The sequence below is a fragment of the Streptococcus oralis genome (assembly GCF_003942875.1).
GTDB lineage: Bacteria > Bacillota > Bacilli > Lactobacillales > Streptococcaceae > Streptococcus > Streptococcus oralis_BX.
In genome coordinates this window covers 1-24,972 of record NZ_RMVK01000007.1, presented here as the reverse complement: position 1 = coordinate 24,972, position 24,972 = coordinate 1, and the positions used below count along the sequence as shown (strand labels likewise).

Genomic DNA, 24,972 nt, shown 5'->3' with positions numbered 1-24,972 from the left:
AGACACATAAACATGTTACCATTAAACGAATTTGTACAAAAACGTTACAATAAAACCATTGCAGAATGTAGCAATGAAGAGCTTTACCTTGCTCTTCTTAACTACAGCAAGCTTGCAAGCAGCCAAAAACCAGTTAACACTGGTAAGAAAAAGGTTTACTACATCTCAGCTGAGTTCTTGATCGGTAAACTCTTGTCAAACAACTTGATTAACCTTGGTCTTTATGACGAAGTTAAAAAAGAGCTTGCAGCTGCAGGTAAAGAGTTGATCGAAATCGAAGAAGTAGAATTGGAACCATCACTTGGTAACGGTGGTTTGGGACGTTTGGCAGCCTGCTTTATCGACTCAATCGCTACACTTGGTTTGAATGGTGACGGTGTTGGATTGAACTACCACTTCGGTCTTTTCCAACAAGTTCTTAAAAACAACCAACAAGAAACAATTCCTAACGCTTGGTTGACAGAGCAAAACTGGTTGGTACGCTCAAGCCGTAGCTACCAAGTGCCATTTGCACACTTCACATTGACATCTACCCTTTATGATATTGATGTACCTGGTTACAAGACAGCTACTAAAAACCGCTTGCGTTTGTTTGACTTGGATTCAGTTGATTCTTCTATCATCGAAGATGGTATCAACTTTGACAAGACAGATATCGCTCGCAACTTGACTCTCTTCCTTTACCCAGACGATAGCGACAAGCAAGGTGAATTGCTCCGTATCTTCCAACAATACTTCATGGTTTCAAACGGTGCGCAATTGATCATCGACGAAGCAATCGAAAAAGGAAGCAACTTGCATGACCTTGCAGACTACGCTGTTGTACAAATCAACGATACTCACCCATCAATGGTGATTCCTGAATTGATCCGTCTCTTGACTGCGCGAGGTATCGAGCTTGATGAAGCAATCTCAATCGTACGTAGCATGACTGCCTACACTAACCACACAATCCTTGCTGAAGCCCTTGAAAAATGGCCTCTTGAATTCTTGGAAGAAGTGGTTCCTCACTTGGTACCAATCATCGAAGAATTGGACCGTCGTGTGAAGGCAGAATACAAAGACCCAGCTGTTCAAATCATCGATGAGAGCGGACGTGTTCACATGGCTCACATGGATATCCACTACGGATACAGTGTAAACGGGGTTGCAGCTCTTCACACTGAAATCTTGAAGAACTCAGAGTTGAAAGCTTTCTACGACATCTACCCAGAAAAATTCAACAACAAAACAAACGGTATCACATTCCGTCGTTGGCTCATGCATGCTAACCCAAGCTTGTCTCACTACTTGGATGAGATTCTTGGACATGGTTGGCACCATGAAGCAGATGAGCTTGAAAAACTCTTGTCATACGAAGACAAGGCTGCTGTTAAAGAAAAATTGGAAAGCATCAAGGCTCACAACAAACGTAAATTGGCTCGTCACTTGAAAGAACACCAAGGTGTGGAAATCAATACAAACTCTATCTTTGACATCCAAATCAAACGTCTTCACGAGTACAAACGCCAACAAATGAACGCTTTGTATGTGATCCACAAATACCTTGATATCAAGGCTGGTAACATCCCTGCTCGTCCTATCACAGTATTCTTCGGTGGTAAAGCTGCTCCTGCCTACACAATCGCTCAAGACATCATTCACTTGATCCTTTGCTTGTCAGAAGTGATTGCTAACGACCCAGCTGTAGCTCCACACTTGCAAGTCGTAATGGTTGAAAACTACAACGTTACTGCAGCAAGCTTCTTGATCCCAGCATGTGACATCTCAGAACAAATCTCACTTGCTTCTAAAGAAGCTTCAGGTACTGGTAACATGAAATTCATGTTGAACGGTGCTTTGACTCTTGGTACTATGGACGGTGCTAACGTGGAAATCGCTGAGTTGGTTGGCGACGAAAACATCTATATCTTTGGTGAAGATTCAGAAACTGTTATCGACCTTTACGCAAAAGCAGCTTACAAATCAAGCGAATTCTATGCTCGTGAAGCTATCAAACCTTTGGTTGACTTCATTGTGAGCGATGCTGTTCTTGCAGTAGGTAAGAAAGAACGCTTGGAACGTCTTTACAACGAATTGATCAACAAAGACTGGTTCATGACTCTCCTTGACTTGGAAGACTACATTAAAGTCAAAGAGCAAATGCTTGCTGACTACGAAGACCGCGACGCATGGTTGGATAAAGTCATCGTTAACATTGCCAAAGCAGGATTCTTCTCATCTGACCGTACAATCGCTCAGTACAACGAAGATATCTGGCACTTGAACTAAGATACAAAATTTATACTAATCACTTTGTAAAAAAAGCGAATTTCAATTGAAATTCGCTTTTTTGAATGATGTGGATTTTAGCCAATCAGGTCTAAAAAGAGATAAATCATAGATACGTTGAAGTTTTAGAAATACTGCTTTTTACTGTATTTCAGTCTCATGATTCTTCGTAGTTGATGGCCTCGTATTTCTTGTATCCGCTTATAATTTGTATTATAATAGCATTGTGGTGAAGAAAGAAGGTGTTTTTATGTGGAAAAAATATTTTTCAAAATATAAATGGACTGATTTATTTTGGATACTATTTGTGGTTTTGTCATCACTCTCGATGGGGAATCGTACTCTTTTTCCACTTACCCATCAAGAAATCTCTTATCATGGGTGCTATTTGGGGATTACACTTGCCTCATTTCACTTATTATTCATTGATAAATTTGTCATTTCGAATCGAAAATAAATGGAGAGGTTAAAATTTTTTCCACTTTTCGGATAGACAGTTGAAAAATCGCGATTTAAACCCACACCTCAAGAAGAGGTGCGGGTTTTTGTCTTATCTGAAAGATTTGTTTACCGTACTTTCCCAACTAGAATCTCTGCTTCAATGGTAATCTCTGTCAGTTGGCTCCAGTCAATCTTGGTATGGTCAACGTGAAAGAGTAAGGGCGTCATGGCAAGCAGGGCTTGGCGTTGCTCAGCCGAGATAGGTTTTGTTAAGGAAGCAATCTGACTAGATTGGATGCTGAAATGTTCCTGGAAATGTTCTTTGATATCTTGGTTGGAATAATCCTTCTTTGTCAGCTGGTCCTGCACCATTTGACGGATTTCTTTGAGGTGATTTTCAGTTGGGATGACCTTGATCAAAATACCGTCTTTGGATAAAACGCGACGGAATTCCCCATAGTTGGCAGGCGAGAAGATATCAAGCAGGATATCCATGCTGGCGTCTTTTATAGGAAGACGAGCCAGGTCGCCGACAAACCAGTTGACCGCCCAGTTTGGTTCGCTCTTGGCAGCGATTTGAACGGAATCTTTTGAAATATCAAAGGCGTAAAAGGTTTTGTCAGAGTGACTTTCTTGGAGTTTACGAGAGTAGAAACCTTCGCCACAACCGATATCCAAGACTGTTTTTGCGGATGGATTAGTTGTTAGTAAGTCCGAGATACCTTCTAAAATAGCCTGATAAAAACCAGCTTCAAGAATTTGCTGGCGGTTTTGGAAGTTTTCCTTGTCGTAGTTGGCAGATTGCTTGATTTGCGGAGCCAAGTTGACATAGCCGAATTTTGCCAGATCAAAAGAATGGCGGTTGCTACACTTGAGGCTAGACTCTACCAAGGCCAGATTTTCTTGGCAGATAGGGCAGGAAAAGGCAGTCGCAGAAGCAAAACGCTGAAGTTTGGGTTTGAGGTTTGTATTCATAGTTTAAGTGTATCAAAAGAGGCAAATGAAAGCAACTTTAGAAATAAGTAGATGGGAGATTCAGTAGAAATAAAACTAATTCTCCAATTTATAGAATAAAATTGCTTTTATATCTAAATTTCTATATAATAATGATAAGGAGGAAATAAGTATGTTAAAAGAAGTATTAACCGTTGCAAAAGTTGCGAAAAAATCATCACTCTTTTTGGGTGGTGTCGCATTTGGTACCCTTGGTTTGAAAATCTTGGCAAGTAAGGAAGCTAAAAAAGGTTATTCTAAAGCTTTGGCTAAGGCTTACAAGTTGAAAGACGGGCTAGATGCATCTGTTTCTGTTGTGAAACAACATGGAGACGATGTCTTGCAAGATGCCAAATATTTGTACGAGCAAGAGAAAAAAGAAGAGCAATTAGATAGCCTTATAGGAGAATAATATGTCTTTTAAAGTGCTACATAGAGGATACCAACATATCCGACTATCATCTTCTTTTTCACTCACCTTGGATATTCAAGACTATCTTCGTTCCTTGGCGAGAGATGAAAAGGGGATTGAGTCTATCCAGTTTTACATGGATCAACAGCACTTTACTCTACGCATAAAAGAAGGCTTTTCTGTATTAGATAATGCAGAAGCCTTTTTAAAAAGAATTGATAAAGGGAAAGTTTCTGAGTTGATGACTCTTCCCATTCGTAGAGAAGAGAGTGCTTATTCTATTGTTTCAGGTGCAGCGATTAAGCGTGTACTTTTTCGTAGTTTTGTGCCGTATCCTATTCGCTATATATGGACTTGTTATCAGGCTTTGGGTTATATTAGAGAAGCCTATCAAACACTAGCGCGTAAGGAACTAACGATGGAAGTCTTGGACTGTTCGGCGATTTTATTGTCCTTGTTTATGAACCAATCCAAGACAGCTAGCAATATCATGTTTATGCTTGATTTGGGGAATCATTTAGATCAGTGGTCTTTGAAAAAAACTGCAACAGATTTAGAACAAAGCCTTCTTGCAAAAGAGAGCGACGTATTCTTAGTACAGGGCGATACGGTTGTTAGTATCAAGAGTTCCGATGTTCAAATAGGAGATGTCTTGGTCCTATCTCAAGGAAATGAAATTCTGTTTGATGGACAAGTAGTTTCAGGTTTAGGTATGGTCAACGAAAGTTCCTTGACGGGAGAGAGTTTTCCAGTTGAAAAAAGAGAGTCTGATTTGGTTTGTGCAAATACAGTATTAGAAACTGGAGAGTTACGCATTCGTGTAACCGATAATCAGATGAACAGCCGGATTTTACAACTGATTGAGTTAATGAAGAAATCTGAAGAAAACAAGAAAACGAAACAACGCTATTTCATCAAGATGGCGGATAAGGTCGTCAAATATAATTTCTTGGGGGCTGGGCTAACTTACCTATTAACAGGTTCTTTTTCTAAGGCTATTTCTTTCCTATTAGTCGATTTCTCCTGCGCTTTGAAAATCTCTACTCCTGTAGCTTATTTGACAGCTATCAAGGAGGGGTTGAACCGTGAAATGGTGATTAAGGATGGGGATGTTCTGGAGAAATATCTGGAAGTTGATACTTTCTTGTTTGATAAGACGGGAACAATCACAACTAGTTATCCTATAGTTGAAAAGGTGTTACCTTTTGGGGACTATAGTGAGGAAGATATTCTCAGAATCAGTGCCTGTCTTGAGGAACACATTTATCATCCTATTGCTAATGCCATCGTCAAGCAAGCTGAGATAGAGGGAATTGAACATGAGGAAATGCATGGGAAACTCCAATATATTGCAAGCAAGGGGATCAAATCTCATATAGATGGCCAACCAGTTCTTATTGGGAATTATGTCTTGATGCAGGATGAGCAGATTCATATCAGTTCAGAACAAAATGCTTTAATTGAAGAGTACAAGAGTCACTACAATCTCTTATTCTTGGCTTATCAGAATGAATTGATTGGAATGTTCTGCATTCATACTCCTTTGAGAAAAGAAGCAAAAGCAGCCTTGGAGAAACTTAAGGCACAAGGGAAAAAATTGATTCTGGCAACAGGGGACACCTTGGTTAGGACAGAGGAATTAGTCAAAGATTTGCCCTTTGATCAGGTCTATACAGACTTGAAACCTGATGGGAAATTTGAGTTAGTAGAGGAACTGCAGAAAGCAGGTCACACGATTTTGATGGTTGGAGATGGATTGAATGACTCAGCGGCTCTAACCCTATCAGATATCGGTGTGGTGATGAATGAGAGTGCAGATATTTCTAAGCAGATGAGCGATATCTTATTGTTAGATAATCGTTTGGATTTCTTCCAAGAGTTGGATTGGCTATCATCATCTTTGCAAACACTCATCAAGAAGAATATTCAAGATACCGTTGTCGTAAATAGTAGTTTGATTGGCTTTGGCTTGTTTAATTGGCTCAGTCCTTCAAACCTCTCTATCCTACATAATCTAACAACCTTACGCATAGTCCTGCGTAGCCTGTCTATTAAGGGATAGGTGGGGACTATTCACAGCAAAAAGGAGTTACCTTTCTCGAGGGTAACTCCTTTGTTTATAGGTAAATGTTTAACAATTTAGTAAGTCAACACAAAGTATTTCTTCTTCCCGCGGCGGATAACAGTGAGTTCGTTTTCTAACTTATCTGCGTCACTCAAGACATAGTCAAGGTCTTGGATACGGTCGCCGTTGACGTAGATAGCTCCGTTTTGGACGTCTTCACGGGCTTGGCGTTTTGAATTCACCACACCAGATGACACGAGGAGTTCCACGATATTGTGGTTTTCGTCTGCTTTTACTTGGTAGTTTGGCACTCCACGAAGTCCTTGTTTGAGTTCTTTGACAGAAAGGTTTTTGATGTTTCCAGCAAAGAGTTGCTCGGTGATGTTAAGGGCTTCTTTGTAAGCTTCTTCTCCGTGAACAAGAGTCACGACTTCACGAGCGAGGACCTTTTGTGCCAAGCGTTCGTGTGGAGCCGCTTCAAACTCTTTGCGGATGTCTTCAATCTCATCGAGTGACAAGAAGGTAAAGATTTTCAAGAAGCGAACAGCGTCAGCATCCATCACGTTCATCCAGAATTGGTACATTTCGTATGGAGAAGTCTTTTCAGGGTTAAGCCAAACTGCGTTTCCTTCTGACTTACCAAATTTCTTACCAGTTGCGTCTGTGATGAGTGGAACAGTGATCACGTGACCAGTCTTGTCAGCCTTACGACGAAGCAATTCGGTACCAGCTGTCATATTTCCCCACTGGTCAGAACCACCGATTTGCAGAGTAACATTGTAGTCTTGGTTAAGGACATAGAAGTCGTACCCTTGCATGATTTGGTAGGCAAACTCAGTGTAAGAAATCCCTGTCTCGATCCGTTTCTTCACAGATTCCTTACTCATCATGTAGTTGACAGTGAAGTATTTTCCGACGTCACGGAGGAAGTCAATGAAGCTGATACTGCCAAACCAGTCGTAGTTGTTGACCATGACAGCCTTATTTTCACCATTTTCAAAGTCAAGAAAACGAGAAAGTTGCCCTTGGATAGACTTGACCCAGCCCTCTACTGTGTCTTTTGTTTGGAGACTACGCTCAGCATCTTTGAAGGACGGATCTCCGATGAGACCTGTAGCACCGCCAACGAGCGCATATGGTTTATGACCTGCTAACTGCAAGCGACGACTGGTCAAGATTGCGACAAGGTGGCCGAGGTGAAGGCTATCAGCAGTTGGATCGTAGCCAGTATAATAAGAAACTTGACCTTCTTCTAGGGCTTTACGCAAAGCTTCTTCATCAGTCGTTTGAAAAATCAAACCACGCTCTTTTAGCTCATCAAAAATGTGCATGTGTCTTTTCTCCTTTATAAAATATTGTTTCTACCTATTGTATCACAAACTCGGACAATAGCCTAGTGGAATAGGGAAGAAAGTGGCTATTTTATTGAAAGTTTCCCTTTTATGGTATAATAGAGAAAGCGAGGACATTCATGAAAGAAAGAATTAATGAATTAAAAACAAAAATGCTGCATTTTTTCCAGCAGCTAATGCAACGAATTGCAAAATGGAAGAAAAGACTAGCAGAAAAACTGGCTAATAAGAAAACCGGTAAAAAGGGGACCTCTTCTGACAAAGTTGGAAGGGCAGGATCTAATTTTGCTAAGGTTTTGAGTGGGTTTAAAATAGTCTTTAACACTCTCTTTATCTTAGGTTTTATCGGTGGACTGTTTGGCGCTGGTGTAGCTATGGGTTATGGAGTCGCTCTATTTGACAAGGCTCAGGTGCCTCAAGCAGAAGAGTTGGTCAAGCAAGTGAAGGATATTGCCTCTATCTCAGAAATCACTTATTCTGACGGCAGTACCATTGCCTCGATCGAGGGTGATTTGTTGCGCACTTCAGTCGCTTCAGATGCTATCTCAGATAACCTTAAGAAAGCCATTGTTGCGACAGAGGACGAGCATTTCAATGAGCACAAGGGAGTTGTGCCTAAGGCCGTTATTCGTGCGACCTTGGGAACCTTTGTCGGTCTAGGCTCGTCTAGTGGTGGTTCGACCTTGACCCAGCAGGTCATCAAGCAACAAGTAGTGGGGGATGCTCCAACTCTAGCTCGTAAGGCTAAAGAGATTATTGATGCTCTTGCTTTAGAAAGGGCCATGGGTAAGGATGAGATTTTGACAACCTACCTTAACATAGCTCCTTTTGGTCGCAATCATAAAGGCCAAAATATTGCAGGTGCCCAGCAGGCTGCAGAAGGAATCTTTGGTGTCAATGCTTCGGATTTAACGGTCCCTCAAGCTGCCTTTATCGCAGGATTGCCACAGAGTCCAATCAGTTATTCTCCTTATGAATCTGATGGTAGCATGAAGAGTGATGAGGACATGGCTTTGGGAATTAAGCGTGCCAAGGATGTCCTCTACAATATGTACCGAACAGGGGCTCTAAGTCAGGAAGACTACGATAAGTACAAAGATTATGACTTTAAGAAAGACTTCCTACCATCAGGTAGTGTTAGTGGTACTTCGCGTGACTATCTCTACTATGCAACCTTGGCAGAAGCAACTGATCGTATGTATGACTACCTCGTCCAACGAGATAATGTTTCTGCGCAAGAATTAAAGAATGAGTCCATTCAGAAATCCTATCGTGATTTAGCCACTAAGGAAATTGAAAATGGTGGATATAAGATTACGACAACTATCAATAAAAATGTTCATGCTGCGATGCAAAATGCGGTTGCGACCTACGGCTATCTGCTAGATGATTCGACAGGCCAGCCTGAGGTGGGGAATGTCCTCATGGACAACCAAACGGGAGCTATCCTTGGATTTGTTGGTGGCCGTAATTATCAAGAAAATCAGAACAATCACGCTATTGATACCAAGCGTTCTCCTGCTTCGACTACTAAGCCGATATTGGCTTACAGTATTGCCATTGATCAAGGTCTGATGGGAAGTGCAAGTATCTTGTCAAACTATCCTACCAACTTCTCAAACGGGAATCCCATCATGTATGTCAATAGTCCTGGTACGGGCATGATGACATTGGGAGAAGCCCTTAACTACTCATGGAATATCCCAGCCTACTGGACGTATCGTACGCTTCGAGAGAAGGGTGTTGATGTCAAGGGCTATATGGAAAAAATGGGTTATGAAATCCCAGAATATGGCATTGAAAGTTTACCGATGGGTGGGGGGATTGACGTTACAGTTGCCCAGCATACCAACGGGTATCAAACTCTGGCTAACAATGGAGTTTACCATAAGAAACATATGATCGCTAAGATCGAGTCAACGGATGGCCGACTGGTATACGAGCACAAGGATGAGCCTGTCCAAGTTTATTCAAAAGCGACAGCAACCATTATGCAAAGTCTCCTTCGGGATGTTATCTCATCTCGAATTACCTCAAGTTTCCAAACGGATTTGACGACTATCAATCCATCCCTAGCTCGTGCTGACTGGATTGGAAAAACTGGTACGACCAATGAAGATGAAAATATGTGGCTCATGCTTTCTACACCTCGCTTGACTTTGGGTGGCTGGTTAGGTCACGACGACAACCGACCACTAGCCAAAGGAGCAGGCCACTATCGTAATGCCAACTATATGGCCCACTTGGTCAATGCTATCCAACAAGCTGAACCTGGAATATGGGGGAATGAGCGCTTTAATCTGGATCCAAGTGTGACCAAGTCACAAGTTCTCCGATCTACAGGACAAAAACCAGGCAAGGTTTCCATCAATGGAAAAGAAATAGAAGTTTCTGGATCAACAGTAACGAGCTACTGGGCTACTAAAGAAGGTGCCCCAGTGACCACCTATCGCTTTGCTATTGGAGGAAGCGATGCAGATTATCTGAACGCATGGAAGAATATTCTAGGAAGCATTCCGGCAGTGACTCCTCCAAGCTCAAACAGTAGCTCAAGTTCAAGCAGTAGCTCTGGAAGTTCAAGTTCGAGTGGAAATACTCAAAGTGGTTCTTCAGGACGTTCACGTCTATTTAATCGTTAAGAAAGAGTAGTAGCAAGGTTAGTAATTTCTCCTTGTTGCTACTTTTTTCTTTGTTGGTTTCGTGTTACAATAATAATATGAATCATTATCAGAAAAAGATTGTTAAGGGAACAGTATACTCGCTACTCTCAGGCCTAATCTGGGGGATTTGTGGGATTTTAGGAGAGTATTTTTTCACTCATTATCCAGTGTCTTCTGGATGGATTACTTCTATGCGTTTACTAGTGGCAGGGAGTTTGGTTTTAGGTTTATCTGCCTTTCAGTTGCGTAGCCACTTGTTGGACATCTGGCGTGATAAGAAAAATTATCTACCTTTTTTAGCCTATGCTATTCTAGGTATTTTTTCTGTGCAGTTTTTCTTTTATCTCTGCGTTGAGTATTCCAATGCGACGACAGCGACCATTTTGCAATTTATCAGCCCAGTTTTTATCCTGTTTTACAATCGCCTCGTGTACCAGAAGAAGGCTTCGATTACAGCTGTTTTCTACGTTTTGATTGCCATGCTAGGTGTTTTTTTGATGGCTACGAAAGGGGATTTGTCCCAGTTGTCCATGACACCTTTGGCTCTAGTGACAGGTTTGCTTAGTGCAGTAGGGGTCATGTTTAATGTTATCCTTCCGCAACGCTTTGCACGGCGCTACGGATTTGTTCCGACTGTTGGTTGGGGGATGATTCTGGCAGGTCTCTTTAGTAATTTCCTTTACCCTATTTATCAGATAAGTTTTCAAGTGGATTTGGTAAGTGTGATGATTTGTCTGACGATTGCCGTGTTTGGAACTGCTTTTGCCTTCTTCCTATCCATGAAGGCTGTGTCACTCGTTTCCCCGCTGGTTGTATCGGTGGTGAGTGCTAGCGAACCGCTCTCTTCAGCTTTATTAAGTGTTCTTTTTTTGGGATTGGTCATGGATGTTTTTTTGACCTTAGCTATGGTGTTGATTATCGTTCCGATGATTTTTTTATCTGTAGAGGAAGCAAAACAAGCCCAGTAAAGATGATTATTTGATAGTTGAGGCTTCAAATTTGAGGCCTTTTTTGGTAGAATAGGTATCATTATAACGAACCAGGAGGCACCTATGACTGCTACAAAAATGAACGCCCAAGAAATTATCCAATTTATCGCCAATGCTGAAAAGAAAACCAGTGTCAAAGTAACCTTTGAAGGGGAACTCGCAACTGCTGTACCAAGCTCTGTTGTCAAACTAGGGAATGTTTTATTCGGAGACTGGAAGGACGTCGCTCCGCTTCTTGAAGGTTTAGTAGAAAATCAAGATTATGTTGTCGAGCAAGATGCTCGTAATTCTGCAGTTCCTTTGCTAGATAAACGTGCTATCAACGCTCGTATCGAGCCAGGTGCTATTATCCGTGACCAGGTGGAAATTGGTGACAATGCTGTTATCATGATGGGAGCTGTTATCAATATCGGTGCTGAAATCGGTGCTGGAACCATGATTGACATGGGTGCCATCCTTGGAGGCCGTGCCATCGTTGGAAAAAATAGCCACGTTGGTGCAGGTGCAGTTTTGGCGGGAGTGATTGAGCCAGCTAGTGCTGAACCAGTCCGTGTTGGAGACAATGTTCTTATCGGTGCCAATGCCGTGGTTATCGAAGGAGTCCAAATCGGCAGTGGTTCGGTCGTTGCGGCAGGAGCTATCGTTACCCAGGATGTCCCAGAAAATGTGGTAGTAGCAGGTGTTCCGGCTCGTATCATCAAAGAAATTGATGCCCAAACCCAACAAAAAACAGCGCTAGAGGATGCGCTTCGCACCTTGTAATTGTAAAAGTAAAAAAGAGGCGGAACCCTTTTTCCAGCCTCTTTCTGCTATATCGGAGGACAGATAGATGTTAGATTTGATTCAGACTAGACGAGATTTACACCAGATTCCAGAGATTGGCTTGGAGGAGTTCAAGACTCAGGCTTATTTGCTGGATGTGATTGAGAAATTGACTGCGGGCAAGGACTTTGTTCAAATTCGTACTTGGCGAACAGGGATTTTGGTCTACCTGCAGGGAAGTCAGCCGGAGCGAACCATTGGTTGGCGGACAGATATTGATGGCCTGCCTATCGTCGAACAAACAGGTCTACCTTTTGCTTCTCAACACCAAGGTCGCATGCATGCTTGTGGCCATGATTTTCATATGACCATTGCCTTAGGCTGTCTTGAGCGCGCCCTTGAGGAGCAACCCAAGAATAATCTGCTTTTTCTGTTTCAACCTGCTGAAGAAAATGAAGCGGGTGGTATGCTCATGTATGAGGATGGTGCTTTTGGGGACTGGCTACCAGACCAGTTCTATGGCCTTCATGTTCGTCCAGATCTAAAGGTTGGACAGATTGCGACCAATACCCATACGCTCTTTGCAGGGACTTGTGAGGTGAAGATTCGTTTCAAAGGGAAAGGTGGGCATGCAGCCTTCCCACATGAAGCCAATGACGCCTTGGTGGCTGCTAGTTACTTTGTAACCCAAGTACAGTCAGTTGTCAGTCGCAATGTCAACCCAATCGAGGGAGCAGTGGTGACCTTTGGTGTTTTCCAAGCTGGAACAACCAACAATGTCATTACAGACACAGCATTTTTACATGGAACCATTCGCGCCTTGACTCAGGACATGAGCCTCTTGGTACAAAAAAGAGTCAAGACAGTCGCAGAAGGTGTTGCAGCAGCCTTTGATATGGAAGTCGAAGTGGAACTCAAGCAAGGAGGCTACCTACCTGTTGAGAATAATCCAGCCTTGGCGCGTGAACTGATGGACTTTTTTGAAGAGAAAGAGGGAATTGAGTTGATTGATATCGAGCCTGCTATGACAGGTGAGGACTTTGGCTATCTCCTTTCGAAGGTAGATGGCGTTATGTTCTGGCTAGGTATCGATAGTCCCTACGCCCTTCATCACCCTCAGATGAGTCCTAAGGAAGAAGTCTTAGCCATTGGGGTAGATGCGGTCTCTAGTTTTCTGAAAAAGAAGGCAGCAGAGTAGAGGAATTGTCTATGAAAGCAGAACTACGCAAGAAAATTTTGCAAGAAATGAAGGCTCTATCTCAGGAGAAAAAACAGGCTATGGATCAAGCTTTAACCGAGTGTTTCTTACGTCACCCCTTTTACCAAGAAGCTAAGATCATTGCAACCTATCTCTCCTTTCCGCATGAATTTCAAACGCAAGAACTGATTGAGCAGGCGCTGAAGGACGACAAAAAGGTTCTGATACCCAAAACCTATCCCAAGGGGCGCATGGACTTTGTGGTCTACGATCCGCAGCAGTTGGTAAAAACTTCCTTTGGTTTATTGGAACCGCAAGGAGACTTGGAAGTGGTGGAACCGTCTCAGATTGATTTAATCCATGTTCCGGGCTTGTCTTTTACAACAGAGGGCTATCGGATTGGATATGGTGGAGGATATTATGACCGCTATCTGGAACATTTTGCTGGGCATACCATGAGTACAATCTATCCTTGTCAAGTTCAGGAGTTTAACTTTGAAAACCATGATATTCCCGTACAGGAGGTGCTAATCTATGAAGGAAATCTTTGATAAACGTTATCCTGTGACTAGTTTCTTCCTCCTAGTGACAGCATTGGTATTTCTCTTGATGTTGGTTCTTACAGGTTTAAATTTTGAACGAGCAGATACCTTGCTTCAGTTTGGGGCCATGTATGGACCGATCATTCGCCTGTTCCCTGAGCAGATATGGCGCCTTTTTTCGGCTATATTTGTGCATATTGGATGGGAGCATTTTATTGTCAATATGATTTCACTCTACTTTCTTGGACGACAAGTGGAGGAAATTTTCGGTTCTAAGCAGTTCTTCTTTCTCTATCTCTTATCAGGAATGATGGGCAATCTCTTTGTTTTTGCTTTCACACCGAAAGTTGTAGCAGCAGGTGCCTCCACTTCTCTCTATGGATTATTTGCTGCGATTATCGTCTTGCGTTACGTAACTCGCAACTCCTATATCCAGCAGTTGGGGCAATCCTATCTGACACTTTTCGTGATAAATATTATCGGAAGTGTTCTGATTCCAGGAATCAGCCTAGCTGGGCATATTGGTGGCGCAGTAGGCGGTGCTTTTCTAGCAGTCATCTTCCCAGTCAAATGGGAGAGAAGGATGTACAATACTAGCCAGCGAATCGGAGCAACTGTACTTTTTATCGCACTAGCCATTTTCCTTTGCTATAAGGGAATGAGCTATGTGTAGGGGGAATAGTTAAAAGCGAGCACCGATTCGGTTGCTAATAAGTCATCTGCAAAGATGGCTTTTTTATTGCAAGCTTCAACAAAAAAACAAAGCCCTTATTTAAGAGCTTTGTTTTTCTTCTATTCCCCCTCAGCTAACTCTTTCCCAAGTTGGATGAGGTAGTCTTTCAAGTCGTCCTTGACTTGTGGGTGTTTGAGAGCATAGTCGATGGATGTTTTCATAAAGCCAAACTTGTCTCCGACATCGTAACGAGCCCCTTTGAACTCACGAGCAAATACACGTTGTGTTTTATTGAGGGTGTCGATTGCATCTGTCAGCTGAATTTCATTTCCTGCACCTGGAGCTTGGTTTTCGAGGATTTGGAAAATTTCAGGAGTGAGGAGGTAGCGCCCGATGATAGCAAGGTCGCTAGGAGCATCCTCTGGCGCAGGTTTTTCAACGAAGGTTTCAACGCTGTAAAGACCGTCTTTCCCTTCTCCTTGCGGAGCAATAACCCCATAAGCAGATACTTCGTCATGAGGGACTGGCATAACAGCGATAGTGGACGCGTGTGTACGCTCGTAGTCATCCATGAGTTGTTTGGTAAGTGGAACAGCCTTTTCGTCTGTGATATCCATCAAGTCATCACCAAGCATAACGACAAAAGGTTCATTTCCAACGAAAGCTTTGGCCTGCAAGACAGCATCTCCGAGACCGCGTGGATGCGTTTGGCGGATAAAATGTAGGCGCATGCCGGTTGTCTCATCAACCAACTTCAAAAGATCTGTTTTCCCTTTTTCTTTGAGGTTATATTCCAATTCGAAGTTTGAATCGAAGTGGTCCTCGATAGAACGTTTTGACTTACCCGTAACAACCAAAATGTCTTCGATTCCAGACTTGAGTGCTTCTTCAACGATAAACTGGATAGTTGGCTTGTCTACGATTGGCAACATTTCCTTGGCCAAGGCCTTAGTTGCTGGGAGGAAACGAGTTCCCAATCCAGCGGCAGGGATGACTGCTTTTCTGACTTTTTGTTTCATGATGTTCCTTTCTATAAAGGTCTATGACCATTCGTTTTCTGCTTTAAATTCATTGCTCATGATGCCAGTGATTGCTTCTTTGATATTGACACCTTCGTAGATAACTCGGTAAATAGCCTGTGTGATTGGCATGTAGACACCCAATTCCTGAGCCAGCTCGTAAGCTGCTCGAGTTGTTGAAATGCCTTCGATGACCATGCCCATGTTTGCTTCGATGTCTGCGAGGGATTCTCCGCGACCGAGAGCATCACCTGCCCTCCAGTTACGAGAGTGGACAGATGTCCCCGTTACGATCAAATCTCCAACTCCAGAAAGACCGCTATAAGTCAGAGGGTTAGCTCCAAGAGCGACACCTAGACGGGTGATTTCTGCTAATCCTCGAGCGATGATGGCTGCCTTGGCATTGTCGCCAAACCCCAGACCATGTAGTGCCCCAGCGCCAACTGCGATGATGTTTTTGAGAGCACCAGCGGTTTCAACTCCGACAACATCCGTATTAGTATAGAGACGGAAGTAGTGATTGCTAAAGAGATTTTGGACGTACTGAGCAGTTTCAAGGTCTTTAGAGGCTGCTGTAATCAAGGTAATATCCCGTACAATAGTTTCCTCAGCATGGCTAGGTCCTGAAACAACAACGACTTCACTACGAAGGTCAGCTGGGATTTCCTCCTCAAGAATAGTTGATAGGCGTTTGTGGCTATCTGGTTCCAATCCTTTGGAGGCATGCATGATGACAACCTTGTGATCGAGTACCTTTGCTACTTGTTGGGCAACCAGTCTCGTTACTTTTGTTGGGACCACAAATAAAACAGCATCCACATCCTTGAGTGTTTCTTCTAAGTCATGATAGGCTTTGATCTTTTCGTCGAGTAGGATATCTTTGAAGTAGCGTTTGTTTGTATGTTGATTATTGATTTCATCAATTTGGTCAGAAATATTTCCCCAAATTCGAACCTCGTGTCCATTGTCGTTTAGGACCTGCGAAAGGGCAGTTCCCCAAGAACCAGGACCCAAGACAGCGATGGTTTGTTTCTTCATCTTTTCCTCCTTGTAAGAGTTCTTCCTTTCATTTTACCATAAAAAGCCTTTTCATGCATCACCTGTAGATGAAAGCGCACTAATTTATAATAATGAGACTTCTTTGACAAGATGCCTCTTTTTTGCTAGAATAGCATCAATATGAACGAATGAGAAGGAGCTGACGCAGGATGTCGCTCCCTTTATCTATTTTATTAGGAGGAAATATGCTGATTAAAAAAATAAAAACCTATAAATGGCAGGCCTTGGCATCCCTAGTGATGACAGGCTTGATGGTTGCGAGCTCGCTCTTGCAACCGCGCTATCTGCAAGAGGTGTTAGAGGCTTTGTTGGCTGGTCAACATGAGGCTATCTATAGTATTGGTGTCTGGTTGATAGGAGTAGCCCTCGTGGGTCTGGTTGCAGGTGGAGTCAATGTAACGCTTGCAGCCTACATTGCTCAAGGAGTGTCTTCGGACCTTCGGGAAGACGCTTTTCGCAAGATCCAGACGTTTTCTTATGCCAATATCGAGCAATTCAATGCCGGCAACCTTGTCGTCCGTATGACCAATGATATCAATCAAATTCAGAACGTGGTGATGATGGCTTTTCAAATTCTTTTCCGTCTCCCTCTTCTCTTTATCGGTTCCTTTATCTTGGCGGTTCACACTCTTCCATCACTTTGGTGGGTCATTGTCCTCATGGTGCTCCTAATCTTTGCACTAACTGCCATCATGATGGGGATGATGGGGCCACGATTTGCTAAGTTTCAAACCCTTCTTGAACGGATCAATGCTATCGCCAAGGAAAATCTACGTGGTGTGCGTGTAGTTAAATCCTTTGTACAAGAAAAAGCACAATTTGACAAATTTACCGAGGTTTCTGATGAACTTCTCGGCCAAAATCTTTATATCGGTTATGCCTTCTCAGTTATAGAACCCGTTATGATGCTAGTCGGCTATGGGGCAGTCTTCCTCTCTATCTGGTTGGTGGCAGGTATGGCTCAGTCAGATCCATCTGTTGTGGGCTCTATTGCTTCCTTTATCAACTATCTCAGCCAGATTATCTTTACCATCATCATGGTTGGATTTTTAGGAAATTCTGTCAGTCGTGCCATGATTTCCTTGCGTCGTATTCGCGAAATTCTAGATACCGAGCCAGCGATGACCTTTAAAGATCTCCCAGATGAAGAGTTAGAAGGAAGTCTCTCTTTTGAAAATGTGACCTTTACCTATCCCAATGATGACGAGCCTATGCTGAAGAATGTAACCTTTGAAATTGCGCCTGGTCAGATGGTCGGTGTGGTTGGGGCGACTGGAGCAGGGAAGTCCACTCTAGCTCAGTTAATTCCACGACTTTTTGATCCACAGGAGGGATCTATCAAGATTGGTGGCAAGGATATTCGAGACGTTAGCGAGGGAACCTTACGTAAAACAGTTTCCATCGTCTTGCAACGTGCTATTCTCTTTAGCGGAACCATTGCAGATAATCTTCGTCAAGGGAAAGGCAATGCCAGCGTGTCAGAAATGGAACGTGCAGCACGGATTGCCCAAGCCAGTGAATTTATCGGACGCATGGAAAACAAATTTGAGAGTCAGGTCGAAGAACGAGGCACCAATTTTTCTGGTGGACAAAAACAACGGATGTCCATTGCCCGTGGGATTGTCAGCAATCCCCGTATCCTGATTTTTGACGATTCGACTTCAGCCTTGGATGCCAAGTCAGAGAGACTCGTGCAGGAAGCTTTGAATAAAGATCTGAAAGGGACAACAACCATTATCATCGCTCAAAAGATCAGTTCAGTCGTCCATGCAGACAAGATTTTGGTTTTGGATCAAGGGCGTTTGATTGGAGAAGGACGGCATGCAGACTTGGTAGATAACAATGCCGTCTACCGCGAAATCTACGAAACACAAAAGGGAAAGGAGGAATAAAATGAAAACCGTTCGATTTTTCTGGAATTATTTTAAAGTTTACAAGTTCTCCTTTGTCATTGTGATTCTGATGGTTGCAGTTGCGACGATTGCCCAAGCCCTCTTTCCAGTTTTTTCAGGCCAAGCAGTGACGGAGCTCGCTAACCTAGTTCTGGCTTATCAAAATGGGACTTCCGAACTAGCTTGGCAGAGTTTATCAGCTCTGATGCTGAATCTAGCTCTGGTTGTTCTCGCCTTAGTGGTATCCAGTTTGATTTACATGACCTTGATGACTCGTGTGATTGCTGAGTCGACAAATGAGATGCGTAAGGGCCTCTTTGGCAAACTTTCTCGTTTGACGGTTTCTTTCTTTGACCGTCATCAGGATGGCGATATTCTTTCTCGCTTCACGAGTGACTTGGATAACATCCTTCAAGCCTTCAATGAAAGCCTAGTTCAGGTTATGAGCAATATTGCTCTTTACATCGGTTTGATTTTTGTCATGTTTTCAAGAAATGTGACGCTAGCCCTGATAACAGTAGCCAGCACCCCAGTGGCCTTTCTCATGTTGGTTTTCATCGTGAAGATGGCCCGCAAGTACACTAATCTCCAGCAAAAAGAGGTTGGGAAACTCAACGCCTACATGGATGAGAGTATTTCTGGGCAGAAAGCTGTTATCGTACAAGGAATTCAAGACGACATCGTAGCAGGCTTTGTGGAGCAAAATGAGCGCGTGCGCAAGGCGACCTTTAAAGGGAGAATGTTCTCAGGTATCCTCTTTCCTGTTATGAATGGGATGAGCTTGGTCAATACGGCCATCGTTATTTTTGCAGGTTCTGCGGTCCTGCTGAACGATCCAAGTATCGAAACAACGACAGCCCTAGGTTTGATCGTCATGTTTACCCAATTTTCTCAGCAGTACTACCAGCCAATTATCCAGGTGGCTGCGAGTTGGGGGAGCCTCCAGTTGGCCTTTACTGGGGCGGATCGTATCCAAGAAATGTTCGATGCAGAAGAAGAGATTCGCCCGCAAAATGCGCCTGCCTTTACGGAATTGCGAGAAGGTGTTGAAATCAGTCACATTGATTTCTCTTATGTGCCAGACAAGCCTATTTTAAAAGATGTTAGCATTTCAGCTCCTAAGGGGCAGATGATAGCAGTTGTCGGTCCGACTGGCTCAGGGAAAACGACCATCATGAACCTCATCAATCGTTTCTACGATGTGGATGCAGGCAGCATTTGCTTTGATGGCAAAGACATCCGTGACTACGACTTGGACAGCCTGCGGAGTAAGGTCGGTATTGTCTTGCAGGATTCGGTCTTGTTTAGTGGAACGATTCGGGACAATATCCGCTTTGGTGTGCCAGATGCCAGTCAGGAAATGGTCGAAGCAGCTGCCAAGGCAACTCATATTCATGACTACATTGAAAGCTTGCCTGACAAGTATGATACCCTTATTGATGATGAGCAAAACATCTTCTCGACTGGGCAGAAACAATTGATTTCCATCGCCCGGACCTTGATGACAGATCCTCAAGTCCTAATCTTAGATGAAGCGACTTCCAATGTGGACACCGTAACAGAAAGCAAAATCCAGCATGCTATGGAGGCAGTTGTAGCAGGACGAACCAGTTTTGTTATTGCCCATCGTCTCAAGACCATCCTCAATGCCGATCAGATTATTGTCCTCAAAGATGGGGAGGTCATTGAACGTGGAAATCATCACGAGTTGCTCAAACTCGGCGGTTTCTACTCGGAACTGTATCACAATCAATTTGTCTTCGAATAAAAAAGAAGTTGTCCTCTTGGGCAGCTTTTTCTTGTCCATAAAAAATACTTATCACGGTCTTTAAAAAAACATATTAGACAGGAAAGGGTTGGAGTGATAAGATAAGACTGTCGCAAGAAAATCGAAAGGAGACACATCATGGCTAGAACGGTTGTAGGAGTTGCTGCAAATCTATGTCCTGTAGATGCAGAAGGGAAAAACATCCACTCATCTGTATCCTGTAAATTTGCAGAGAGCATTCGTCAAGTCGGTGGTCTCCCTTTAGTGATTCCTGTAGGGGATGAGTCCATTGTACGCGATTATGTGGAAATGATTGACAAACTCATCTTGACAGGTGGGCAAAATGTTCATCCTCAGTTTTATGGAGAGAAAAAGACTATTGAGAGTGATGATTACAACCTTGTACGCGATGAGTTTGAACTAGCTCTCTTGAAAGAAGCGCTCCGTCAGAATAAACCAATTATGGCAATCTGTCGAGGAGTTCAGCTGGTCAATGTTGCTTTTGGTGGCACTCTCCACCAAGAAGTTGAAGGTCACTGGCAAGGCTTGCCTTTTGGGACCTCTCATTCTATTGAGACGGTAGAAGGGAGTGTGGTGGCTAAGTTGTTTGGAAGAGAAAGTCAGGTCAACTCAGTCCATCGTCAAAGTATCAAAGATCTGGCACCTAATTTCCGTGTAACAGCGGTGGACCCTCGAGATCAGACAGTGGAAGCGATTGAGTCTGTCGACGAGCATCGTATTATCGGTTTACAGTGGCACCCAGAGTTCCTGGTCAATGAAGAAGATGGCAATTTAGAATTATTTGAGTATTTATTAAATGAATTGTAACGGTTAGAGTCTCTAGCCGTTTTTATTCGTCCTTTCAGATTTTTTATATTTTAGCAAATTTACGCAAACGTTTGAATTCTAATAAAAATTGGGCAAATTCAATAAAAAAGCTTGAAAAAATCGAAGGTAAGCGTTATGATAGAAAAGAAGAAATTTTGGAGGATTATCATGTCACATATTAAATTTGATTATTCAAAAGTTTTAGACAAATTTGTTGCCCCACATGAAGTGGAATACATGCAAGCACAAGTAACAGCTGCAGACGAATTGATCCGTAAAGGAACTGGTGCTGGTAGCGACTTTTTAGGTTGGTTGGACCTTCCTGAAAACTATGACCGTGAAGAATTCGACCGCATCTTGAAAGCTGCTGAGCAAATCAAGTCAGATAGCGATGTCTTGGTTGTAATCGGTATCGGTGGATCTTACCTTGGTGCCAAAGCAGCCATTGACTTCTTGAACCACCACTTTGCAAACTTGCAAACAAAAGAAGAACGCAAAGCTCCACAAATCCTTTACGCTGGAAACTCAATCTCATCTACTTACCTTGCTGACTTGGTAGAGTACGTAGCTGACAAAGACTTCTCAGTAAACGTGATTTCTAAATCAGGTACAACAACAGAACCAGCTATCGCTTTCCGTGTCTTCAAAGAACTTTTGGTTAAGAAATACGGACAAGAAGAAGCTAACAAACGTATCTACGCAACAACTGACCGCCAAAAAGGTGCTGTTAAGGTTGAAGCAGATGCCAACGGTTGGGAAACATTTGTGGTTCCAGATGACATCGGTGGACGCTTCTCAGTATTGACAGCAGTTGGATTGCTTCCAATCGCAGCATCAGGTGCAGACATCAAAGCCCTCATGGAAGGTGCGAATGCAGCTCGTAAAGACTACACTTCAGACAAGATTGCTGAAAACGAAGCATACCAATACGCAGCAGTTCGTAACATCCTTTACCGTAAAGGCTACGCTACTGAAATCTTGGTAAACTACGAACCATCACTTCAATACTTCTCAGAATGGTGGAAACAATTGGCTGGTGAGTCAGAAGGGAAAGACCAAAAAGGGATCTACCCAACTTCAGCAAACTTCTCAACTGACTTGCACTCACTTGGTCAATTTATCCAAGAAGGAACTCGTATCATGTTCGAAACAGTTGTCCGTGTTGACAAACCACGTAAGAACGTGATCATTCCTACTTTGGAAGAAGACCTTGACGGACTTGGTTACCTTCAAGGAAAAGACGTTGACTTTGTAAACAAAAAAGCAACTGACGGTGTTCTTCTTGCCCACACAGACGGTGATGTACCAAACATGTACGTCACCCTTCCAGAGCAAGATGCCTTCACTCTTGGTTACACTATCTACTTCTTCGAATTAGCAATTGCCCTTTCAGGTTACTTGAATGCCATCAACCCGTTTGACCAACCAGGTGTTGAAGCCTACAAACGCAACATGTTTGCCCTTCTTGGAAAACCAGGATTTGAAGAATTGAGCAAAGAGCTTAACGCACGTCTATAATAGAAGAAAAGAGTGGCTTGCCCACTCTTTTTACTCTCTTTATTCGTAGACATTGGACTCAGGCGAGACTTGTGATATAATATAGAAAGCAAAAAGGCAGACGCCTAGAGACTTTATAGGAGAAACTATGTCAAAAGATATCCGCGTACGCTACGCACCAAGTCCAACAGGACTACTACACATCGGAAATGCCCGTACAGCATTATTCAACTACCTTTACGCACGCCATCATGGTGGAACTTTTATCATCCGTATCGAAGATACTGACCGTAAACGCCATGTTGAGGATGGAGAACGTTCACAGCTTGAAAATCTTCGCTGGTTGGGGATTGACTGGGATGAAAGTCCAGAAACTCATGAAAACTACCGCCAATCAGAGCGTTTGGACTTGTATCAAAAATACATCAATCAATTGCTAGCTGAAGGAAAAGCCTACAAATCATACGTTACAGAAGAAGAGTTGGCAGCTGAACGCGAACGCCAAGAAGCAGCTGGCGAAACACCACGTTACATCAATGAATACCTTGGTATGAGCGAAGAAGAAAAAGCAACTTACATCGCAGAACGTGAAGCAGCCGGTATCATCCCAACTGTTCGTTTGGCTGTTAACGAGTCTGGTATCTACAAATGGCATGATATGGTCAAAGGTGATATCGAGTTTGAAGGTGGCAACATCGGTGGTGACTGGGTTATCCAAAAGAAAGATGGTTACCCAACATACAATTTTGCCGTTGTGATCGATGACCACGATATGCAAATCTCTCACGTTATCCGCGGTGATGACCATATTGCTAATACTCCAAAACAACTCATGGTCTATGAAGCGCTTGGTTGGGAAGCACCAGAGTTTGGTCACATGACTTTGATCATCAACTCTGAAACGGGTAAAAAATTGTCTAAACGTGACACCAATACCCTTCAATTTATCGAAGATTACCGTAAGAAAGGCTATCTTCCAGAAGCTGTCTTTAACTTTATCGCCCTTCTTGGTTGGAATCCAGGTGGCGAAGATGAAATTTTCTCTCGTGAGGAATTGATTAAACTCTTTGATGAAAACCGCCTCAGCAAATCTCCAGCAGCCTTCGACCAGAAGAAACTAGACTGGATGAGCAACGACTACATCAAGAGAGCCGATCTAGCTACTATCTTTGAAATGGCTAAACCTTACTTAGAAGAAGCAGGGCGTTTGACTGACAAGTCTGAAAAAATGGTGGAACTCTACAAACCACAAATGAAGTCAGTGGACGAAATCGTCCCACTGACAGATCTTTTCTTTGCAGATTTCCCAGAGCTGACAGATGCTGAGCGCGAGGTCATGGCAGGAGAAACCGTTCCTGTTGTTCTAGAAGCCTTCAAAGCGAAACTAGAAGCAATGACAGATGAAGAATTTGTGACAGAAAACATCTTCCCACAAATCAAAGCAGTTCAAAAAGAAACGGGTATTAAAGGGAAAAACCTCTTCATGCCGATTCGTATTGCCGTTTCAGGTGAAATGCATGGACCAGAATTACCAGACACCATTTTCTTACTCGGACGTGAAAAGTCAATCCAGCATATTGAAAACATGCTGAAAGAGATTTCTAAATAAAAGGACTTCCGATGGATACATGGGAAAAGATGTATAAAGAAGCACGAGCCTTATACAATCCTCATGAAGTTTCTGACTTTGTTTATGCTAACCATGTTGTTGCTGCAGTAGAAGCAGAAGATGGTCAGATCTTCACAGGATTTTGTATGGAGGGCACTTGTGGCGTTTTTCATCTCTGTGCAGAACGAGCGGCTCTCTTCAATATGTATCAATTTTCAGGACAGACCAAAGTTAAGAAAATCCTCGCCTTTCGAGATAAACCTCCCTACGGCGAAGAATCAGGTATGCCCTGTGGCGCTTGCAGAGAATTTCTCTTAGAATTGAATGCTGAAAATAAAGAAGCAGAGTTCATGATGAACTACGAAACAAGAAAAACAATTAAGGTTGCCGAATTGATCCCTTACTGGTGGGGAGAGGAACGTGCGACTAATTGGCAAGTTAAATAGAAGGAGTCAGTTTAACTGGCTCTTTTCCCTATCTTTTCAGAATTTCGGTAAAGAGGGGAAAAAGTCCTTGACAAAGTTTGAAAAGTAGGTATAATAGAAAGAGTTGAAAAGCTCAGGTCCGTTGGTCAAGGGGTTAAGACACCGCCTTTTCACGGCGGTAACACGGGTTCGAATCCCGTACGGACTATGGTGTATTGCGGCTAAAAAAACTTGAAAAAAGTTTAAAAAATCTGTTGACAGAGACAGGTAGCTGTGATATACTAATATAGTTGTCGCTTGAGAGAGAATGAGTGACAAAGACCTTTGAAAACTGAACAAGACGAACCAATGTGCAGGGCACTATAACTGAAGTTATAGTACTGAACAATGAAAAAACAATAAATCTGTCAGTGACAGAAATGAGTGAGAACTCAAACTTTTAATGAGAGTTTGATCCTGGCTCAGGACGAACGCTGGCGGCGTGCCTAATACATGCAAGTAGAACGCTGAAGGAGGA

The 24,972-nt window shown here is 43.0% G+C and carries 20 protein-coding genes, 1 tRNA gene and 1 rRNA gene; 18 read left to right on the top strand and 4 right to left on the bottom strand.

Annotated features, from left to right (window positions below):
* Positions 1-12: 12 nt before the first annotated feature.
* The gene (glgP, locus tag D8844_RS08295) at positions 13-2,271 is read left to right on the top strand and encodes a glycogen/starch/alpha-glucan family phosphorylase (protein WP_084856257.1); all 2,259 of its coding nucleotides are present in this window, start codon (positions 13-15) and stop codon (positions 2,269-2,271) included.
* 250 nt (positions 2,272-2,521) lie between these two features.
* Positions 2,522-2,728, top strand: a complete 207-nt coding sequence (locus D8844_RS10540) for a hypothetical protein (protein WP_009013759.1) — start codon at positions 2,522-2,524, stop codon at positions 2,726-2,728.
* Between the two features lie 110 nt (positions 2,729-2,838).
* Here the strand turns inward: D8844_RS10540 and D8844_RS08285 are convergent, their stop codons facing one another.
* Positions 2,839-3,687 carry a putative RNA methyltransferase gene (locus D8844_RS08285; RefSeq protein WP_001095535.1) on the bottom strand — a complete coding sequence of 283 codons (849 nt, stop codon included), beginning with the start codon at positions 3,685-3,687 and terminating at the stop codon, positions 2,839-2,841.
* 151 nt (positions 3,688-3,838) lie between these two features.
* Between D8844_RS08285 and D8844_RS08280 the strand changes: the two genes are divergently transcribed.
* Both D8844_RS08280 and D8844_RS08275 read left to right on the top strand, forming a co-directional pair.
* Complete coding sequence (locus D8844_RS08280; RefSeq protein ID WP_000910910.1) at positions 3,839-4,117, top strand: DUF6110 family protein; 279 nt, start codon at positions 3,839-3,841, stop codon at positions 4,115-4,117.
* 1 nt (position 4,118) lies between these two features.
* Entirely contained in the window at positions 4,119-6,179 is a 2,061-nt protein-coding gene (locus D8844_RS08275; RefSeq protein ID WP_000008775.1) for a heavy metal translocating P-type ATPase, read from the top strand.
* Between the two features lie 77 nt (positions 6,180-6,256).
* On the opposite strand, the gene tyrS is transcribed toward D8844_RS08275, so the two are convergent.
* On the bottom strand, positions 6,257-7,513 hold the full coding sequence (tyrS, locus tag D8844_RS08270; protein ID WP_044020095.1) for a tyrosine--tRNA ligase: 1,257 nt from the start codon (positions 7,511-7,513) through the stop codon (positions 6,257-6,259).
* A gap of 140 nt (positions 7,514-7,653) precedes the next feature.
* On the opposite strand from tyrS, the gene pbp1b reads away from it, so the two are divergent.
* From pbp1b to D8844_RS08240, 6 genes are all read left to right on the top strand, one after another.
* A complete protein-coding gene (gene pbp1b / locus D8844_RS08265) occupies positions 7,654-10,173 on the top strand; it encodes a penicillin-binding protein PBP1B (protein ID WP_125423324.1) in 2,520 nt (839 codons plus the stop codon).
* Positions 10,174-10,250: 77 nt separating this feature from the next.
* On the top strand, positions 10,251-11,162 hold the full coding sequence (locus tag D8844_RS08260) for a DMT family transporter (RefSeq protein ID WP_125423321.1): 912 nt from the start codon (positions 10,251-10,253) through the stop codon (positions 11,160-11,162).
* 84 nt (positions 11,163-11,246) lie between these two features.
* On the top strand, positions 11,247-11,945 hold the full coding sequence (dapD, locus tag D8844_RS08255) for a 2,3,4,5-tetrahydropyridine-2,6-dicarboxylate N-acetyltransferase (protein ID WP_000127447.1): 699 nt from the start codon (positions 11,247-11,249) through the stop codon (positions 11,943-11,945).
* Positions 11,946-12,012: 67 nt separating this feature from the next.
* Positions 12,013-13,143, top strand: coding sequence for an N-acetyldiaminopimelate deacetylase (locus D8844_RS08250; RefSeq protein WP_125423318.1), 1,131 nt, complete (start codon positions 12,013-12,015; stop codon positions 13,141-13,143).
* Positions 13,144-13,154: 11 nt separating this feature from the next.
* On the top strand, positions 13,155-13,694 hold the full coding sequence (locus D8844_RS08245) for a 5-formyltetrahydrofolate cyclo-ligase (RefSeq protein ID WP_125423315.1): 540 nt from the start codon (positions 13,155-13,157) through the stop codon (positions 13,692-13,694).
* Positions 13,678-14,358, top strand: coding sequence for a rhomboid family intramembrane serine protease (locus D8844_RS08240; RefSeq protein ID WP_125423312.1), 681 nt, complete (start codon positions 13,678-13,680; stop codon positions 14,356-14,358). Before D8844_RS08245 ends, D8844_RS08240 begins: the two co-directional genes overlap by 17 nt.
* Positions 14,359-14,477: 119 nt before the next feature.
* Here the strand turns inward: D8844_RS08240 and galU are convergent, their stop codons facing one another.
* Both galU and D8844_RS08230 read right to left on the bottom strand, forming a co-directional pair.
* Positions 14,478-15,377 (bottom strand): UTP--glucose-1-phosphate uridylyltransferase GalU, encoded by a 900-nt coding sequence (galU, locus tag D8844_RS08235; RefSeq protein ID WP_000811022.1) that lies wholly within the window; start codon positions 15,375-15,377, stop codon positions 14,478-14,480.
* 21 nt (positions 15,378-15,398) lie between these two features.
* A complete protein-coding gene (locus D8844_RS08230; RefSeq protein WP_125423309.1) occupies positions 15,399-16,415 on the bottom strand; it encodes an NAD(P)H-dependent glycerol-3-phosphate dehydrogenase in 1,017 nt (338 codons plus the stop codon).
* Between the two features lie 206 nt (positions 16,416-16,621).
* Between D8844_RS08230 and D8844_RS08225 the strand changes: the two genes are divergently transcribed.
* The 8 genes from D8844_RS08225 to D8844_RS08185 form a co-directional block, all read left to right on the top strand.
* Entirely contained in the window at positions 16,622-18,328 is a 1,707-nt protein-coding gene (locus tag D8844_RS08225; protein ID WP_125423306.1) for an ABC transporter ATP-binding protein, read from the top strand.
* A 1-nt stretch (position 18,329) separates the two neighbouring features.
* Entirely contained in the window at positions 18,330-20,096 is a 1,767-nt protein-coding gene (locus D8844_RS08220; protein ID WP_049505383.1) for an ABC transporter ATP-binding protein, read from the top strand.
* 138 nt (positions 20,097-20,234) lie between these two features.
* Complete coding sequence (locus D8844_RS08215; protein WP_084921494.1) at positions 20,235-20,924, top strand: gamma-glutamyl-gamma-aminobutyrate hydrolase family protein; 690 nt, start codon at positions 20,235-20,237, stop codon at positions 20,922-20,924.
* A gap of 168 nt (positions 20,925-21,092) precedes the next feature.
* Positions 21,093-22,442 carry a glucose-6-phosphate isomerase gene (locus tag D8844_RS08210; RefSeq protein WP_000018244.1) on the top strand — a complete coding sequence of 450 codons (1,350 nt, stop codon included), beginning with the start codon at positions 21,093-21,095 and terminating at the stop codon, positions 22,440-22,442.
* Positions 22,443-22,569: 127 nt separating this feature from the next.
* Positions 22,570-24,030, top strand: a complete 1,461-nt coding sequence (gene gltX / locus D8844_RS08205) for a glutamate--tRNA ligase (protein ID WP_125423303.1) — start codon at positions 22,570-22,572, stop codon at positions 24,028-24,030.
* 11 nt (positions 24,031-24,041) lie between these two features.
* Positions 24,042-24,476 (top strand): cytidine deaminase family protein, encoded by a 435-nt coding sequence (locus tag D8844_RS08200; protein WP_042901973.1) that lies wholly within the window; start codon positions 24,042-24,044, stop codon positions 24,474-24,476.
* A 115-nt stretch (positions 24,477-24,591) separates the two neighbouring features.
* Positions 24,592-24,663 (top strand) — tRNA-Glu (locus D8844_RS08195).
* A gap of 230 nt (positions 24,664-24,893) precedes the next feature.
* A 16S ribosomal RNA gene (locus tag D8844_RS08185) occupies positions 24,894-24,972 on the top strand; the annotation flags it as partial.